Source organism: Vibrio sp. 99-70-13A1 (assembly GCF_013114625.1).
In the GTDB taxonomy this organism is placed as follows: domain Bacteria; phylum Pseudomonadota; class Gammaproteobacteria; order Enterobacterales; family Vibrionaceae; genus Vibrio.
In genome coordinates this window covers 69,676-87,272 of record NZ_VTXD01000009.1, presented here as the reverse complement: position 1 = coordinate 87,272, position 17,597 = coordinate 69,676, and the positions used below count along the sequence as shown (strand labels likewise).

The 17,597-nt window shown below is 42.2% G+C and carries 14 protein-coding genes and 1 other RNA gene; all 15 read left to right on the top strand.

Annotated features, from left to right (window positions below):
- Window positions 1-3: 3 nt before the first annotated feature.
- The 15 genes from rnpB (at window position 4) to lpxC (ending at window position 17,237) form a co-directional block, all read left to right on the top strand.
- Window positions 4-395, top strand: an RNA gene (gene rnpB, locus F0226_RS08525) — RNase P RNA component class A.
- A gap of 227 nt (window positions 396-622) precedes the next feature.
- Entirely contained in the window at window positions 623-1,573 is a 951-nt protein-coding gene (gene rsmH, locus F0226_RS08520; RefSeq protein ID WP_171735245.1) for a 16S rRNA (cytosine(1402)-N(4))-methyltransferase RsmH, read from the top strand.
- A 6-nt stretch (window positions 1,574-1,579) separates the two neighbouring features.
- Complete coding sequence (ftsL, locus tag F0226_RS08515; RefSeq protein ID WP_137374490.1) at window positions 1,580-1,897, top strand: cell division protein FtsL; 318 nt, start codon at window positions 1,580-1,582, stop codon at window positions 1,895-1,897.
- Complete coding sequence (locus tag F0226_RS08510) at window positions 1,894-3,630, top strand: penicillin-binding transpeptidase domain-containing protein (RefSeq protein ID WP_171735244.1); 1,737 nt, start codon at window positions 1,894-1,896, stop codon at window positions 3,628-3,630. The genes ftsL and F0226_RS08510 overlap by 4 nt, the downstream gene beginning before the upstream one ends.
- Window positions 3,631-3,648: 18 nt before the next feature.
- Entirely contained in the window at window positions 3,649-5,136 is a 1,488-nt protein-coding gene (murE, locus tag F0226_RS08505) for a UDP-N-acetylmuramoyl-L-alanyl-D-glutamate--2,6-diaminopimelate ligase (protein WP_171735243.1), read from the top strand.
- Entirely contained in the window at window positions 5,133-6,494 is a 1,362-nt protein-coding gene (gene murF / locus F0226_RS08500; RefSeq protein WP_171735242.1) for a UDP-N-acetylmuramoyl-tripeptide--D-alanyl-D-alanine ligase, read from the top strand. Before murE ends, murF begins: the two co-directional genes overlap by 4 nt.
- Entirely contained in the window at window positions 6,491-7,573 is a 1,083-nt protein-coding gene (gene mraY / locus F0226_RS08495; protein WP_137374494.1) for a phospho-N-acetylmuramoyl-pentapeptide-transferase, read from the top strand. Before murF ends, mraY begins: the two co-directional genes overlap by 4 nt.
- Window positions 7,574-7,648: 75 nt before the next feature.
- On the top strand, window positions 7,649-8,974 hold the full coding sequence (murD, locus tag F0226_RS08490; RefSeq protein ID WP_171735241.1) for a UDP-N-acetylmuramoyl-L-alanine--D-glutamate ligase: 1,326 nt from the start codon (window positions 7,649-7,651) through the stop codon (window positions 8,972-8,974).
- A 22-nt stretch (window positions 8,975-8,996) separates the two neighbouring features.
- The gene (gene ftsW, locus F0226_RS08485) at window positions 8,997-10,190 is read left to right on the top strand and encodes a cell division protein FtsW (RefSeq protein WP_171735240.1); all 1,194 of its coding nucleotides are present in this window, start codon (window positions 8,997-8,999) and stop codon (window positions 10,188-10,190) included.
- Window positions 10,191-10,197: 7 nt separating this feature from the next.
- Window positions 10,198-11,259 (top strand): undecaprenyldiphospho-muramoylpentapeptide beta-N-acetylglucosaminyltransferase, encoded by a 1,062-nt coding sequence (murG, locus tag F0226_RS08480; protein ID WP_171735239.1) that lies wholly within the window; start codon window positions 10,198-10,200, stop codon window positions 11,257-11,259.
- A gap of 13 nt (window positions 11,260-11,272) precedes the next feature.
- Window positions 11,273-12,733 (top strand): UDP-N-acetylmuramate--L-alanine ligase, encoded by a 1,461-nt coding sequence (gene murC, locus F0226_RS08475; protein WP_171735238.1) that lies wholly within the window; start codon window positions 11,273-11,275, stop codon window positions 12,731-12,733.
- Window positions 12,734-12,923: 190 nt separating this feature from the next.
- Window positions 12,924-13,703: a cell division protein FtsQ/DivIB gene (locus F0226_RS08470; RefSeq protein WP_171735237.1), complete on the top strand. Its 780-nt coding sequence runs from the start codon at window positions 12,924-12,926 to the stop codon at window positions 13,701-13,703.
- A complete protein-coding gene (gene ftsA / locus F0226_RS08465) occupies window positions 13,696-14,961 on the top strand; it encodes a cell division protein FtsA (RefSeq protein ID WP_137374500.1) in 1,266 nt (421 codons plus the stop codon). Before F0226_RS08470 ends, ftsA begins: the two co-directional genes overlap by 8 nt.
- 31 nt (window positions 14,962-14,992) lie before the next feature.
- Window positions 14,993-16,222, top strand: coding sequence for a cell division protein FtsZ (gene ftsZ / locus F0226_RS08460; RefSeq protein WP_171735236.1), 1,230 nt, complete (start codon window positions 14,993-14,995; stop codon window positions 16,220-16,222).
- A gap of 97 nt (window positions 16,223-16,319) precedes the next feature.
- Complete coding sequence (gene lpxC / locus F0226_RS08455; protein WP_137374502.1) at window positions 16,320-17,237, top strand: UDP-3-O-acyl-N-acetylglucosamine deacetylase; 918 nt, start codon at window positions 16,320-16,322, stop codon at window positions 17,235-17,237.
- Window positions 17,238-17,597: the final 360 nt, after the last annotated feature.

Genomic DNA, 17,597 nt, shown 5'->3' with positions numbered 1-17,597 from the left:
CTCGGAGTTGAACGGGTAATCGCTGCTCCATTGATGTCCTTCGGGAGACTGATGGAGGGGAGGAACGTCCGGGCTCCATAGAGCAGGGTGCCAGATAACGTCTGGGGGGCGCGAGCCCACGACAAGTGCAGCAGAGAGAAGACCGCCGATGGCCTCATTTCTTCGGAAGAGGCACAGGTAAGGCTGAAAGGGTGCGGTAAGAGCGCACCGTGCGGCTGGCAACAGTTCGTAGCAAGGTAAACTCCACCCGGAGCAAGATCAAATAGGCCCTCACATTGCGTTGCTCGCGTATGGGGGCGGGTAGATTGCTTGAGCCTGTGAGCGATTGCAGGCCTAGACGAATGGTTACCACCGTGAAAACGGTACAGAACCCGGCGTATGTGTCAACTCCACCTATTATAAGAACCCATCATTACTAACCAGTAGTGATGGGTTTTTTGCTTTATATTGACGTTAAGCTTTTAAATTGCTTTAACATTTGTAATATCCATTGAATTTGGCGGCAAAATCACGCGAAGCAATGCACAAATAGTGGCGATAAAGTACGAAATCAGTACACTGAAAGTTTAACGATATTTGAACATGCCGTATTAAATGGCCACATTCACTCATTGAGAAGACTATGACACAAGCATTCAAACATGTATCAGTATTGCTTAACGAATCCATTGACGGACTTGCGATCAAACCTGACGGTACCTACATTGATGGTACATTTGGCCGCGGTGGTCATAGTCGTACGATTTTGTCTAAGCTAGGTGAAAATGGTCGTTTATTCAGTATTGACCGTGATCCTCAGGCAATTGCTGAAGCAAAAACTATCGATGACCCTCGTTTTACGATTGTACATGGCCCGTTTTCAGGCATTGCTGAATATGCTGAGCGTTATGACTTAGTGGGTAAGGTTGATGGCGTACTGTTTGATTTAGGTGTTTCATCGCCTCAATTAGATGATGCAGAGCGTGGTTTTAGTTTCATGAAAGATGGTCCGCTAGATATGCGTATGGATCCAACGTCTGGTATTCCAGTATCTCAATGGCTGGCTGATGCAGATTTAGATGATATTACTTGGGTGATTCGTGAGTTTGGTGAAGATAAGCACGCTCGCCGTATTGCGAGAGGAATTATTGCCTATCAAGAAAACGAAGAAAATGAACCTTTAACGCGTACTGGTCAGTTAGCAAAACTTATTTCTGATGTTGCGCCTAAAAACTTTAAAGAAAAAAAACACCCAGCTACACGTGCTTTCCAAGCTTTCCGAATTTATATCAATAGCGAATTAGAAGAGATTGATACGGCATTAAAAGGTGCGGCTAGCATTCTTGCACCGGAAGGTCGTTTATCTGTGATCAGCTTCCACTCATTAGAAGATCGCATGGTGAAGCGTTTTATTCGTAAAGAAAGCCAAGGGCCACAAGTGCCCCATGGGTTACCGCTTACTGAAGCTCAGATTAGTGAGCTTGGAAGTGCGGATTTAAAACCAATCGGTAAAGCAATCAAACCGTCTAAAAACGAAGTTGATGATAATACTCGTTCGCGCAGTTCAGTATTACGCATTGCTGAGAAACTGTAATTACAGATGAGTGCTTCAAAGCCAAATTTAGCTAAGATTATATTTTTTGACTTACTGACGGTGGGGCGAGTCCCACTGCTGTTGTTGATCTGTATTTTTGTTAGTGCAATGGCTGTTGTGCTCAGTACTCATATGTCGCGCCAAGCTATCACCCAAAAAGATATGGCTCTTGTTGAAAGAGAGCAACTGGATGATGAGTGGCGCAACTTAATGCTTGAAGAAACTGCTCTTGCTGAACACAGTCGAGTTCAGTCGTTAGCAAAAACAGAATTAGAGATGAAACGCCCTGATTCTGATAAAGAAGTCGTGATTTCATTGAAATGATAACTAAAAAGGATAAAACGCCGAAAAGTGGGCGTTCTGAAAAGGAAGTAGAAGCGGCTCCAATTTTAATTAAATGGCGTTTTAACGTCGTTATTTTCTTCATATTCATTGTCTTTTCTGCACTTGTTGCACGTGTCGCTTATATCCAAATTATTGAACCTGATAACCTTATCCGCCAAGGCGACTTGCGTTCTGTACGAGTTAAAGCGCTTCCATCTGCTCGTGGCATAATCTCAGATCGAAATGGTGAACCGCTTGCGGTTAGTGTTCCTGTTGAAGCTGTTTGGGCTGATCCTAAAACAATCTTTAAGGAAGACGGCTTATTAGAGAAAGATCGCTGGTATGCATTAGCAGATGTATTAGGAATTGATCGCCAATCGATGATCAATAAAATTACTAAGAATAAGTCCCGCCGTTTTATTTACCTTCAACGCCAAGTTAGCCCTGCTATGGCGAAGTATATTCGCGAATTGAAATTGGCAGGGGTGGGTCTCAAAGCGGAATCTCGTCGTTATTATCCTGCTGGTGAAGTTAGTGCGCATTTGATCGGGGTAACCGGTATTGATGGGCATGGCTTAGAAGGAGTTGAGCGAAGTTATGATCAATGGCTTACTGGTGAAGCGGGTAAACGAACTATACGTAAAGATCGTTATGGTCGTGTAGTTGAAAATATTGCTCTAGAAGAACGTGAGCAAGGGAAACCGCTCACGCTGACGATTGATCAAAGACTACAAGCCATTTCTTATCGTGCCATTAAACAAGCGGTTGCTGACCATAGAGCCACTTCAGGTTCTGCAATTTTACTCGATGTAAAAACTGGGGCGGTATTAGCAATGGTCAATGCACCGTCCTATAACCCCAATAATCGTTCAGACTTGCAAAGTTTTAAAATGCGTAACCGTGTGCTGACTGATGCTATGGAACCAGGCTCGACAGTAAAGCCGTTCGTCGTGTTAGCTGCTCTCGAAAATGAAACTGCCACCCCTGAAACTGTCATTAATACCGGTAATGGGATTATGCAGATTGGAGGCAGCCGGGTACGTGATACCTCAAAAGTCGGTAAGGCTGACCTAGCTACGATATTAAAGAAATCGAGTAATATTGGCGTTGCGAAACTAGCTTTAGATATGCCTCTTGAAGCCTTACTTGGTATGTACAGTTCTGTTGGTTTAGGTGAAATGTCAGGGCTTAACTTAGTCGGTGAGACTTCAGGTATTTTCCCCAACCGCCGTCGTTGGTCTAAATTTGAAATAGCGACATTATCATTTGGTTATGCTATTTCAGTTACTCCTATTCAGCTAGCTCATGCGTACGCGACTTTAGCGAATAAAGGTGTTTATGAGCCCATTCATATCATAGATAGCAATCAACAAGACTTATCTAAACAGGTAGTCTCGCAAGAAAATGCTCAGCTTGTTTTAGAAATGCTGGAAGGCGTGACTCAAAAAGGCGGTACAGCGACACGAGCTGCAGTGCCGGGTTACCGAGTTGCGGCTAAAACTGGTACATCTCGAAAAGCAGCGGCAGGTGGATACAGTGATGAATATATTGCAATTACCGCAGGTGTCGCACCTGTGAGTGACCCGCGAGTTGCACTTGTTGTTATTGTGAATGAGCCACAAGGTGACTTGTATTACGGTGGTTCGGTTGCGGCTCCGGTATTCTCAGAAATTATGAAAGGTGCGTTACAAATTTTAAATGTGGCGCCAGATGAAAATCAATTCCAAAATTAGCGTAGATCAGGACTAGATATGAGCAATCTTCTTTCACTTACCAGCCTACTTTCTCCTTGGGGTGATTTTAACTCCTCGCAACTAGATGCAATACCGGTTAAGTCTTTAGAGTTAGACAGCCGTAAAGTATCGAGTGGTGATGTCTTTGTGGCAGTGATTGGTCATGCTGTTGATGGTCGTCAATTTATTCCTACAGCTATTGAGCAAGGTGCTGCAGCAGTTGTTGCTCAGGCGTGTGATGAACATCTTCATGGAAGTGTTGGTGTAGTAGGTGGAATTCCAGTTGTTTATATTGATGACTTAAATCAGTCGTTGTCTAAATTAGCAGGGCGATTGTATTCATCGGAAAACATGAAATTAATCGGTATTACCGGGACTAACGGAAAAACCACCATCAGCCAATTAATCACTCAGTGGTTAGACTTAATTGGTCAGCGATCTGCAGTGATGGGAACAACCGGCAATGGTTTTCTTGATGATTTAAAAACTGCAACAAACACCACTGGCAGTGCTATTGAAATTCAAAAGACATTAAGTGAATTAGCTAAGCAAGATGCCGCGTATGCTGCCATGGAAATTTCTTCTCATGGGTTAGTACAAGGTCGAGTTAAAGCTCTGACTTTTAGCGCGGCAGTATTCACGAACCTAAGCCGTGACCACCTTGATTACCATGGAACGATGGAAGAATACGCACTCGCAAAGCAAAGCTTATTTACTCAGCATAAATGCCAAGCATCGATCATTAATATTGATGATCCTGTCGGTTATTCTTGGATGGAAGACTTACCTAATGCTGTGGCGATTTCTTTAAAACCAATAGCTGATTTTGATAAAGGTATTTGGGCAACAAAAGTGGTTTATGCTGAAACGGGGATTAAGCTTTCTTTTGATGGCTGTTATGGGCAAGGGCATTTGTCGGTTCCGTTGATTGGACAATTCAACGCGTCAAATGTATTAGTGGCTTTTGCTACCTTGCTGTCGTTAGGTATTGATAAGCAAGCACTAATCGATACAGCATCTAAACTTCAGCCTGTTATTGGTCGAATGGAATTATTCCAAGTACCGGAGAAAGCCAAAGTTGTCGTTGATTATGCTCATACACCAGATGCTCTGGAAAAAGCGCTTTCAGCTTTGAGAGTGCATTGTTCTGGTCAGCTATGGGTTATTTTTGGCTGTGGTGGCGATAGAGACATAGGTAAACGACCAATGATGGCTGAAACCGCAGAAAAGTTTGCAGATAAACTTATTTTGTCGGATGACAATCCTCGTAGTGAAGACCCTCGATTGATCGTTAAAGATATGCTTGCGGGGTTAAATAAAGCTGATGAAGCTTTTGTCGAGCATGACCGTTATGAAGCCGCAAAGCTGGCACTGGCTCATGCATCTGCTAACGATATTATTTTATTGGCAGGTAAAGGGCATGAAGACTATCAAGTATTAAAGAATGAAACAGTGCATTACTCAGATAGAGAGTCTGCAACTGAACTTTTAGGTATTTCATTATGATTGATGTATCCCTAGAGCAAATTTGCTCTGCTGTAAAAGGTAAGTTAATTGGTGAAGATTGCACGATAACAGCAGTCTCAACGGACACAAGAACACTCGATACTGGTGCCTTATTTGTGGCCCTTGTGGGTGAGCGTTTTGATGCCCATGATTTCTGTCAACAAGTAGTTGATGCTAAAGCGAATGCGTTATTGGTTGAAAAGAAGCTTGATTTTGATATTCCGCAAGTGATTGTTGAAGACTCTAAAATCGCTTTAGGTCAGTTGGGTTCTTGGGTACACAAGCAGTGTGATATACCAACAATGGCTATTACTGGTAGCTGTGGTAAAACGACAGTTAAAGAGATGGTGGCGAGTATATTGCAATTACGCGGCAATGTACTTTTTACTGCTGGGAACTTTAATAATGAAATTGGCGTTCCTCTGACTTTATTACGAAGTGAAAGAGAAGCTGAGTTTGCCGTTATTGAGCTAGGTGCTAATCATATCGGTGAAATTGCGTACACGACACAACTTGTGCTTCCGCAAGTCGCACTAGTGAACAATGTTGCGGCTGCACACCTAGAAGGTTTTGGTTCGATTGACGGTGTCAAACAAGCTAAAGGTGAAATTTTCCAAGGGCTGCCACCTGGTGGGACCGCTATTCTTAATTTAGAAAGTAATGGTGGGCGTTTTTGGGATGACGTTTTATCTGATAAGTCTGTTGTTACTTTTTCGACAATTGATACTGAAGCCGACTATTTTGCTAGAAATATCGAGATAAACACTGAAGGTGAAGCCAGCTTTGAGCTCAACACACCAATTGGCTCCATAGATGTAAAACTCGGTATTATTGGACGTCATAACGTTGCTAATGCTCTTGCCGCCGCAGCACTAGCCATACAGTTTGGCTCTACACTGAAACAAATTCAGGCAGGTCTTACAGATCTAATACAGGTTAAAGGTAGAGTTGAAGTTCAGCCTTTAACTGAGAAAATTAAATTAATTGATGATAGCTACAACGCAAGTGTTCCTGCTATGAAAGCGGCTGCAGAGTTGTTATCAGGCTTTCAAGGTCAGCGTTGGTTAATTTTAGGTAATATGGCAGAACTCGGTGATGAAAGCCTTGCACTTCACCGCCAAGTCGGTGAATATGCTGCCCCATTCAATTTTGAGTATGTCCTCACTTACGGTGAAGACACGAAAGTGATCAGTGATGTTTGTAATGGCATTCACTTCGAAACACATTCAGAGATGATTACATACATAAAGCAGCAACTAGCCCTATCAAAAAGCATGAATCACACCTTATTAGTAAAGGGAGCGAATAGTGCAGGGATGAGTAAAATAGCAGTTGCTTTGAAGGAGACTTTTTCATGATAATTTGGCTATCAGAGCTACTACAGCCATACTTTTCTTTTTTCCGATTATTCGAATACCTTTCTTTTCGTGCAATTGTTAGTGTAATTACTGCATTGTGCTTATCTCTTTGGATGGGACCTAGACTAATTGAGCGTTTACAGATGCTACAAATTGGTCAAGTTGTGCGTAATGACGGTCCTGAATCTCACTTTAGCAAGCGCGGTACCCCAACCATGGGAGGGATAATGATCCTTGCTGCAATTGTGATTACTGTATTGCTATGGGCCGATCTCTCAAACCCTTACGTGTGGGCAGTATTAGCTGTTTTACTCGGTTACGGTGCTGTAGGTTTTGTCGATGACTACCGCAAAGTTGTACGAAAAAATACAGATGGCTTAGTCGCTCGTTGGAAGTACTTTTGGCAATCCGCAATTGCTCTGATTGTTGCTTTTGCATTGTATGCTCATGGAAAAGACACGGCAGCAACACAGCTTGTTGTCCCATTTTTTAAAGATATTATGCCTCAGCTCGGTTTACTCTATATCGTTCTGACTTACTTTGTTATTGTGGGAACCAGTAATGCTGTTAATTTAACCGATGGTTTAGATGGCTTAGCGATTATGCCAACAGTGCTTGTAGCGGCTGGTTTTGCTGCAATTGCATGGGCAACAGGTAATGTTAATTTTGCCGAATACTTGCATATTCCATACATTCCTTATGCTTCTGAGTTAGTGGTAGTTTGTACTGCAATGGTCGGTGCTGGTTTAGGTTTCCTATGGTTTAATACTTACCCTGCTCAAGTGTTTATGGGCGATGTAGGCTCACTGGCATTAGGTGGCGCTTTAGGTGTTATCGCTGTTTTAGTACGCCAAGAGCTTGTATTGGTTATCATGGGTGGTGTGTTTGTAATGGAAACGTTGTCTGTAATTTTACAGGTAGGTTCATACAAACTGCGAGGTCAGCGTATTTTCCGCATGGCTCCAATTCATCATCACTATGAGCTAAAAGGCTGGCCAGAACCTCGTGTTATTGTACGTTTTTGGATTATTTCAATCCTTCTCGTTCTTATCGGTCTAGCGACATTAAAGGTTCGTTAATAGAAAGTACGTTAATAATTCGAGCATCTGTATTAAAAACAGGTGCTCACTTTAAATAGAGAGCATCGTGTTCAAATGGATCGTTGGCTGAATATTCATAATGTAGTGGTTGTAGGGCTCGGTATTACCGGGCTCTCCGTCGTTAAGCATCTCGTAAAATACCAACCTCAATGTAATGTTCGTGTGATTGATACTCGTGAACAACCCCCCGGTTTAGATGCTCTACCTAATTCAGTACCATTACATTCTGGAAGTTGGAATGAACAGTGGTTAGCTGAAGCCGATTTAGTCGTTGTTAACCCTGGGATTGCGCTTGCTACTCCAGAAATTCAAACTGTCGTCCAACGTGATGTGGCTGTTATTGGTGATATCGAGCTATTTGCTTGGGCGGTAGATAAACCTGTAGTCGCGATTACTGGCTCTAATGGTAAAAGTACAGTGACAGACTTAACTGGTGTGCTTGCTAAAGCTGCTGGTTTGAAGGTTGGTGTGGGCGGCAATATTGGTATTCCCGCTTTAGATCTACTAGAACTTGATGCTGATTTATATGTACTTGAGCTTTCTAGTTTTCAGTTAGAAACCACATCGAATTTACAACTTGCTGCCGCTGCTTTCCTCAATTTATCTGAAGACCATATGGATCGTTATTCGGGTATGGATGATTACCGTCTAGCGAAGCTGAGAATTTTTGACCATGCTCAGTGCGCAATCGTCAATCGAGAAGATAAAGAAACTTACCCTCAAGCCTCTGATGATGAACTATCAATCGTAAGCTTTGGTTCCGATGAACAAGAGTTCGGTTTGATCAATCTGGATGGTGAAGAGTGGTTAGCTGATTTTGGTAAGCCAGTCGTTAAGTCCCAAGATTTAACGTTAGTAGGTCGTCATAATATTTCTAATGCATTGGTGGCGTTAGCGTTACTGGAAAATATACAAGTTGATTACTCTAAATCGATAAATGCTTTAAAAAATTACAATGGTCTGACTCATCGCTGTCAAGTAGTAGTAGATCTGCGTGGTATAAAGTGGGTGAATGACTCTAAGGCGACCAATGTCGCGAGTACTTTGGCTGCATTATCTGGATTAGATTGCTCAGGAACACTGTATTTACTGGTAGGCGGAGTAGGCAAAGGTGCTGATTTTAGCGAACTAGCTCCGGTCTTAGCTCAATTAAATGCCCTTGAACTTTGCTGTTTTGGTAAGGATGCGGCTGAATTTATGCCACTGCACCAATCTGCAACCCAATTTGACAGCATGAGAGATGTGATTGAAAGCATATCTAAGAAACTTAAAGCAGAAGATATGGTGATGCTTTCCCCTGCATGTGCGAGCTTTGATCAGTTTAATAACTTTATGGCAAGAGGTGATGTATTTACCCAACTTGCACATGAATTTGCGTAACTTTGTAAAGGATTAAGATTAAGTGCGAAGTGTACGAGAAATTAATCAAAATATATGGCAATGGCTTAATCGAGCTACGCCAGATGCATTATTTGATCGTCAGCTAGTATGGATTGCACTTGGGCTTATGCTCACCGGGCTCGTTATGGTGACATCGGCTTCATTTCCTATTAGTTCGCGCTTAACTGATCAGCCGTTTCACTTTATGTTTCGGCACGCCACTTTTCTGGTTCTAGCTCTTGGTGTCGCCAGTGTGATTTTGCAAGTGCCAATGAAACGTTGGATGCAGTACAGCTATTACTTGCTTGCCTTATCTTTTGTACTTTTGGTTATAGTGTTGGCTGCTGGTAAGTCGGTGAATGGTGCCTCTCGCTGGATCCCGCTTGGTTTATTTAATTTACAGCCAGCCGAGGTTGCGAAGTTATCACTCTTCATCTTTATGGCGGGCTACTTAGTACGTAAGCAAGATGAAGTTAGAGCAACATTTTTTGGTGGTTTCGCTAAGCCCATTATGGTTTTTGGTGCACTTGCCGTTTTGTTACTAGGACAGCCTGATTTAGGGACTGTTGTTGTAATGCTTGTGACATTATTTGGAATGTTATTCATAGCAGGTGCGAAACTGACTCAGTTCATTGCTTTAATGGTCGCAGGTATTGCGGCGGTAGTTGGGCTTATCGCTCTTGAGCCTTATCGTATTCGACGGGTGACTTCGTTTTGGGAACCTTGGAATGACCCCTTTGGTAGCGGCTATCAGTTAACACAATCATTGATGGCTTTTGGTCGTGGTGACTGGATGGGGCAAGGTTTAGGTAACTCAATTCAAAAGCTAGAATATCTACCTGAAGCTCATACCGATTTCGTGTTTGCTGTGCTAGCTGAAGAGCTAGGCTTTGTCGGAGTGACTTTAGTTTTAATATTGATATTTAGCTTAGTCTTAAAAGCTGTATTTATTGGAAAAAGATCGTTTGAAGCGAATCAACAATTCGGGGGTTACTTAGCCTTTGGTATTGGAATTTGGTTTGCTTTCCAGACTCTTGTCAACGTTGGTGCCGCCGCCGGGCTTGTGCCTACGAAAGGTCTGACACTCCCATTGATTAGTTATGGTGGTTCCAGCCTTATAGTGATGACGACGGCTGTATCGATGTTATTGCGTATTGATCATGAATGCCGACTCGAAAGGTTGAAACATGATGATTCAGACGACCAAATAGAATAAGAATGAAATGAAAGAAAATAAAAAACTCTTAGTGATGGCTGGTGGTACTGGTGGGCATGTGTTCCCCGGCTTAGCCGTGGCTAAAAAATTGCAGGCGCAAGGTTGGGAGATCCGTTGGTTAGGAACTGCTGACAGAATGGAAGCCGATCTCGTACCTAAACACGGTATTGAAATTGACTTCATCAAAGTCAAAGGGTTGCGTGGTCAAGGTGTTTCAAAGCTAATTAAAGCACCGTTCCAAATAATAAATGCCATTATCCAAGCGAAAAAGCACATTCAAGCATGGCAGCCAGATGTTGTATTAGGAATGGGAGGTTACGTAAGTGGCCCTGGTGGTATTGCGGCTTGGTTGTCTGGTATTCCGGTCGTATTACATGAGCAAAATGCCGTTGCGGGTTTAACGAATCAATGGTTATCTAAAATAGCAAAGAAAGTATTTCAGGCATTTCCTGGGGCATTTCCTAACACCGAAGTCGTTGGCAACCCTGTTCGTGAAGATGTCGTTGCACTGGAAGATCCAAGTGAACGTATGAATGATCGAGAAGGGGATGTTCGAATTCTAGTGATGGGTGGTAGCCAAGGCGCTAAAATTCTTAACGATACTTTACCAAAAGTCATGTCACAGCTGGGTTCTGGTTTTACCGTTATGCACCAAGCTGGAAAGAATAATCAAGAAAATGTGTTAGATGCGTATCGCTCACACTCTGTTAATGCTGTCCAAGTTACGGAGTTTATTGATGATGTTGCTCAAGCTTATGCGTGGGCTGATCTGTTAGTTTGCCGTTCAGGTGCGTTAACCGTATCTGAAGTCTCGGCTGCTGGTGTAGGCGCTATTTTTATCCCATTTATGCATAAAGATCGCCAACAAGCACTGAATGCTGACCACCTTGTAGAGTGTGGAGCTGCATTGATGATTGAGCAACCTGACTTAACTGTCGATAATTTAACAAATGCAATTGCAACACTAGACCGAAATGAATTAAAAATGATGGCGACTAAAGCTCGTAGTGCTGCAAAGCTCGATGCTGACGTAACTGTCGCTGAAGCCATTAAAGCTTTAGCAAAATAACGAGAAAGAATTGATGACAATTGAACACACTCAAGATTTAGCACAGATACGTGCAATGGTTCCTGAAATGCGCCGCGTAAAATCAATCCACTTTATTGGTATTGGTGGAGCGGGTATGAGCGGAATAGCTGAAGTTTTATTAAATGAAGGCTACCAAATTACGGGGTCAGATATTGCTGAAAACCCAGTAACGGAGCGTTTAGTGAATAAAGGCGCCACTGTATATATTGGTCATCAAGAGAGTAATGTCGCTAACGCGAGTGTTGTTGTGATTTCTACTGCTATTAATGAAGAAAATCCAGAAATTAAAGCAGCACGTAAAGCTAGAACTCCGATAGTGCGACGAGCTGAAATGCTAGCGGAGTTAATGAGATTTCGACATGGTATTGCGGTTGCTGGCACTCATGGTAAAACAACCACAACAGCACTGGTAACACAGATTTATTCAGAGGCTGGTTTAGACCCAACATTCGTTAATGGTGGCTTGGTAAAGAGTGTCGGAACCAATGCTCGTTTAGGGTCTAGTCGTATTTTAATTGCTGAAGCTGATGAAAGTGATGCTTCATTCTTACACCTGCAACCTATGGTCAGTATTGTTACTAACATTGAAGCTGATCATATGGATACTTATGGTGGTGACTTTGAAACATTGAAGCAGACCTTTATCGACTTCCTACATAACTTGCCATTTTATGGTCAAGCGATAGTGTGTATTGATGATCCTGTTGTCCGTGAGCTCATTCCTAAAATTAGCCGACAAGTGATCACTTATGGCTTTTCAGAAGATGCTGATGTTCGTCTTGAAAACTACAGCCAAACTGGTCAACAAGGTAAATTTACCGTTGTACGCAAAGGAAAAGCGAATCTCGATATAACATTAAATATTCCAGGTCGACATAACGCACTCAATGCTTCAGCGGCAATTGCTGTAGCAACAGAAGACGATGTCAGTGATGAAGCTATTTTGAAAGCGATGGCTGGAACTGAAGGCACAGGTCGACGTTTCGATCACTTAGGTGAATTTGAAACAGGAAATGGTGTCGCAATGTTGGTTGATGATTATGGTCATCACCCGACTGAAGTTGATGTTACGATTCAAGCAGCAAGAAGCGGTTGGCAAGATAAACGTCTAGTGATGATCTTCCAGCCTCACCGTTATAGCCGTACGCGTGATTTATTTGATGATTTTGCAAACGTACTGGAACAAGTCGATGTGTTGATTCTTCTAGATGTTTATTCTGCTGGTGAATCTCCAATTGCAGGAGCTGACGGGCGTGCGTTAAGTCGCACAATTAGAGGTCGTGGCAAATTAGATCCAATTTTCGTCCCTGATATACACACACTTCCTTCAGTGCTTGCAAATGTAATTCAAGATGACGATCTTGTTTTAACACAAGGTGCCGGTGATGTTGGTAAAGTCGCTAAACAGCTAGAAAACCTTGAGCTTAATATCAATAGGATGTTAGAAGCATAAAGTAGGCGCTACAGAGCGTGGTCAATCGCTCACTTCTTGCGATTGACCCAAATTTGTCAAAAAATATCAATATCAATATTTGATAGTTTGAGCTAGCTCAGTATAATTCATAGGTTAAAGTAAGTGCTTTTACCTCTATTAAAGAAAGATAGGGAATAGAATTGCGAACCAACGACAGGGACTGCGGGCTTTGGTAGAAAGTACCTTCAACGAAAACCGCCACCTATTCAGTTTACCATCGCTTAGAAAGCATGCCTTTGGTGGGGCATTTTTCTTGATGGTTTTACTATTCATTGGTTTTCTATTCTATACCACGCTAAGTTGGATGTGGGATGATCAGCGATTGCCCCTTTCCAAAATAGTGCTCCAAGGCGATTTAACCTATGTAAGTGCAAGTGATGTTCAGCAGGCATTTGGTCAGCTTGATCATATCGGCACATTTATGTCCCAGGATATAGATGCATTACAAGACAGCTTACAAAGTCTTCCTTGGGTATCGGTCGTTTCTATTCGTAAACAGTGGCCTGATACAGTTAAAGTTTTTTTAACTGAGCACCAAGCAACAGCTATTTGGAATGGCAACATGCTGTTGAACGAAAATGGCTTAGTGTTTTATGGCGATATTGGAGTATTGCAAGGGGATAGAGTCAAACTCTATGGACCTGAAGGTACAAGCCAACAAGTTATTGCAAAATGGCGACATGCGACACCCTTATTTCAAAGTTTGGGATTAACCGTTACATCTTTAGTCCTGAATGAAAGACGAGCTTGGCAAATTATTCTAGATAACGGTATCCGTTTAGAGCTAGGAAAAGATTCTTTAGATGAACGTGTTGAGCGCTTCATTTCACTTTATACCAAGCTTGGTGATAAAGCTGATAAAGTGAGCTACATAGACCTCAGGTATGATACGGGAGCTGCCGTTGGCTGGTTCCCAGAGCAAGAGTTAGAAGAGAATACAGATGACTAAGACCGTAGATGACAACTTAATCGTTGGTCTTGATATAGGCACTGCAACCATATCAGCTCTAGTGGGTGAAATACTGCCTGATGGTAAAATTAATATCATTGGATCGGGAAGTAGCCCATCTAGAGGTATGGATAAAGGCGGTGTGAACGACTTAGAATCCGTAGTTAAGTCGGTACAGCGAGCAATCGATCAGGCTGAATTAATGGCAGAATGCCAAATCAGCAATGTATTTATCTCATTATCAGGTAAACACATCGCAAGCCGAATTGAAAAAGGCATGGGGACTATTTCAGACGAAGAAGTATCCCAAGACGATATGGACAGAGCAATCCATACCGCGAAGTCGATTAAAATAGGGGATGAGCAGAGAATCCTGCATGTCATCCCTCAAGAATTTACTATCGATTACCAGGAAGGTATTAAAAACCCTCTTGGTTTATCGGGTGTTCGAATGGAAGTCAGCGTCCATTTGATATCTTGTCATAATGATATGGCAAAAAATATTATTAAAGCAGTTGAGAGATGTGGTCTTACTGTTGAACATATCGTGTATTCAGGTCTTGCTTCGAGCAATGCAGTAATCACAGAAGATGAACGAGAGCTTGGAGTATGTGTTGTTGATATTGGCGCTGGTACCATGGATGTTTCCATTTGGACTGGCGGCGCATTAAGACACACTGAGGTATTTGCCTACGCAGGTAATGCCGTAACCAGTGATATTGCTTTTGCTTTTGGCACACCAGTGAGTGATGCAGAAGAAATAAAAGTTAAACATGGTTGTGCTTTGAGTGAGTTAGTCAGTAAGGACGATTCGGTTAACGTCCCTAGTGTTGGTGGTAGACCATCTCGTAGTTTGCAGAGACAAACTTTGTCAGAAGTCATAGAACCACGTTACACTGAATTAATGGGTTTAGTTAACCAAACTATCGATACTGTACAAGTTAAGCTACGAGAAGATGGAATTAAACATCACCTTGCAGCAGGTGTAGTTCTCACTGGTGGAGCTGCGCAAATTGATGGGTTGGTAGAATGTGCGGAGCGAGTTTTCCGCAACCAAGTTAGAGTTGGTAAGCCATTAGACGTTAGTGGCTTAACTGATTACGTTAAAGAGCCGTATCATTCTACGGCAGTTGGTTTACTTCATTATGCAAAAGATTGCCAAATAAATGATGATGGTGAATATAGCGAACCAAAACGCTCACCGTCTATGTCAGGTTTATTTGGTAAATTGCGTAATTGGATACAAAAAGAGTTTTAACCTGAGTTGCAGGAAAAAACGGAGATAACAAATGTTTGAACCGATGATGGAAATGTCTGACGATGCGGTAATTAAAGTCGTTGGAGTTGGTGGTGGCGGCGGTAATGCTGTTGAGCACATGGTACGTGAGTCTATTGAAGGCGTTGAATTTATTAGTGTAAACACTGATGCTCAAGCACTTCGAAAAACAAGCGTGAGCAGCGTAATTCAAATTGGTGGTGATATCACTAAAGGTTTGGGTGCTGGTGCAAACCCACAAGTTGGCCGTGATGCAGCTCTCGAAGACAAAGAAAGACTTAAAGAATTCCTGACTGGTGCCGATATGGTATTTATCGCAGCAGGAATGGGCGGCGGTACAGGAACTGGTGCAGCTCCTGTAATTGCAGAAGTTGCTAAAGATCTAGGTATCTTAACGGTAGCTGTTGTGACTAAGCCATTTAGCTTTGAAGGCAAAAAGCGTTTAGCATTTGCTGAGCAAGGTATTGAAGAGTTATCTAAGCATGTGGACTCGTTAATTACGATTCCAAATGAAAAACTGCTTAAGGTACTTGGCCGTGGCGTTACACTGCTAGAAGCTTTCGCTAGTGCAAATGATGTACTAAAGAATGCTGTACAAGGTATTGCAGAGCTGATTACTCGCCCTGGTATGATCAATGTCGATTTTGCGGATGTACGCACCGTAATGTCTGAAATGGGTCATGCAATGATGGGTAGCGGCATCTCTAAAGGTGAAGATCGTGCAGAGGAAGCCGCTGAAACGGCAATTTCTAGCCCATTACTAGAAGATATTGACTTAGCTGGTGCTCGAGGTGTTTTAGTGAACATCACTGCTGGCTTAGATATGCGTTTAGATGAGTTTGAAACTGTGGGTAACACAGTCAAAGCTTTCGCATCTGATAACGCTACGGTCGTAATTGGTACTTCTCTTGATCCTGATATGACGGATGAGATTCGAGTAACTGTTGTTGCAACAGGTATTGGAACAGAGAAAAAACCAGATATTACGCTTGTTGCTGGTGGTAAGGCAAAAGTGGCAGCAACCTCTCAACCTCAAGTCGCTGTTCAATCAGCACCTAAAGTTGAAGATAAAGTGGCACAGCCATTGCAAGAAAGAACTGAGGTTAAACCTCAGGTGAAACCACAGCCTACAGCGTCATCGGCATCTTCAGCAGCAAGTGCGAGTCAAAATACTGCACCTAAAGCTGAAAAAGAAAGTGGATATCTTGATATCCCTGCATTTTTGAGACGTCAGGCTGACTAACTAGTAACCGTTAATTTGACAGTGTTCAAAATAATGGTAAAATTCGCGGTCGGTAGATTACTGACCGTGTTTTGTAGCACTGATAAGAGGCAAGCAGATGATCAGACAACGTACTCTGAAAGAAATCGTGAAAACAACTGGTGTGGGTCTCCACTCTGGTCGTAAAGTCACGCTTACTCTTCGCCCTGCAGCTGCAAATACAGGTGTTGTTTATCGTCGTACTGATGTAAATCCACCAGTAGATTTCCCAGCTGATCCAGCTTCAGTCCGTGACACTATGTTGTGTACTGCTTTGGTAAATGATGATGGTGTACGTATTTCAACAGTAGAGCACTTAAATGCAGCTCTAGCTGGAATGGGTATTGATAACATTATTGTTGAAGTTGATGCTCCTGAAATTCCTATTATGGATGGTAGCGCAAGCCCATTTGTTTATTTACTACAGCAAGCTGGTGTTGAAACATTAAACGCTGCCAAGCGTTATATCCGAATTAAGAAACCTGTACGTTTTGAAGATGGCGATAAATGGGCTGAATTTGTACCATTTAATGGCTTCCGTATGGATTTCGAAATTGACTTTAACCACCCTGCGATAGAATCTGATGAACAGCGTTTGTTATTTGATTTTTCATCTCAAGGTTTTGTTAAAGAGATTTCACGAGCTCGTACCTTTGGTTTTATGCGTGATATTGAATACCTACAGTCACAAAATCTTGTGTTAGGTGGTAGTTTTGATAACGCAATTGTTCTGGATGAATACCGAATCTTGAACGAAGAAGGTCTTCGCTTCGAAAATGAATTTGTCACTCATAAAGTTCTAGATGCTATTGGTGATTTATATATGTGTGGGCACGCTATTATCGGTGAGTTCAGAGCATATAAATCAGGTCATGGCTTGAATAACCAACTTCTTAGAGCTGTATTAGCTGATCAGGAAGCATGGGAGTGGGCAACATTTGAAGAAGAAGCTGGCTCACCTGTCGCTTTTGCAGACCCCAATATGGTTTTAGCGTAAGCCAAAGAATTTTAAAAAAGCCAAGCTATGTAGCTTGGCTTTTTTGTATCTGAATTTCAGAGCTCTACCCTCCATAGCCTGCTAAATAAGTGTTTTTTGCTGGACACTTGATTAATCCCTCACCAATCTGTAATAAAACTTCAAACCACATCAAACAAATGAATTCAAAAATGGTTGTCAGTAACAAAATTACTTACACTAGGAGGCAATAATTTCAACTCAAGCCTTGAAAACTCTACTCTCAAGTCCAATATCAAAGATACAAGATTTATCTCAGTATCCTGGTTTGTAATGAAAGACTCAGTTATTAGTTATAGATCCCATTCTAAACTAGTCACTAGTGAACCACTGGTAGAGACA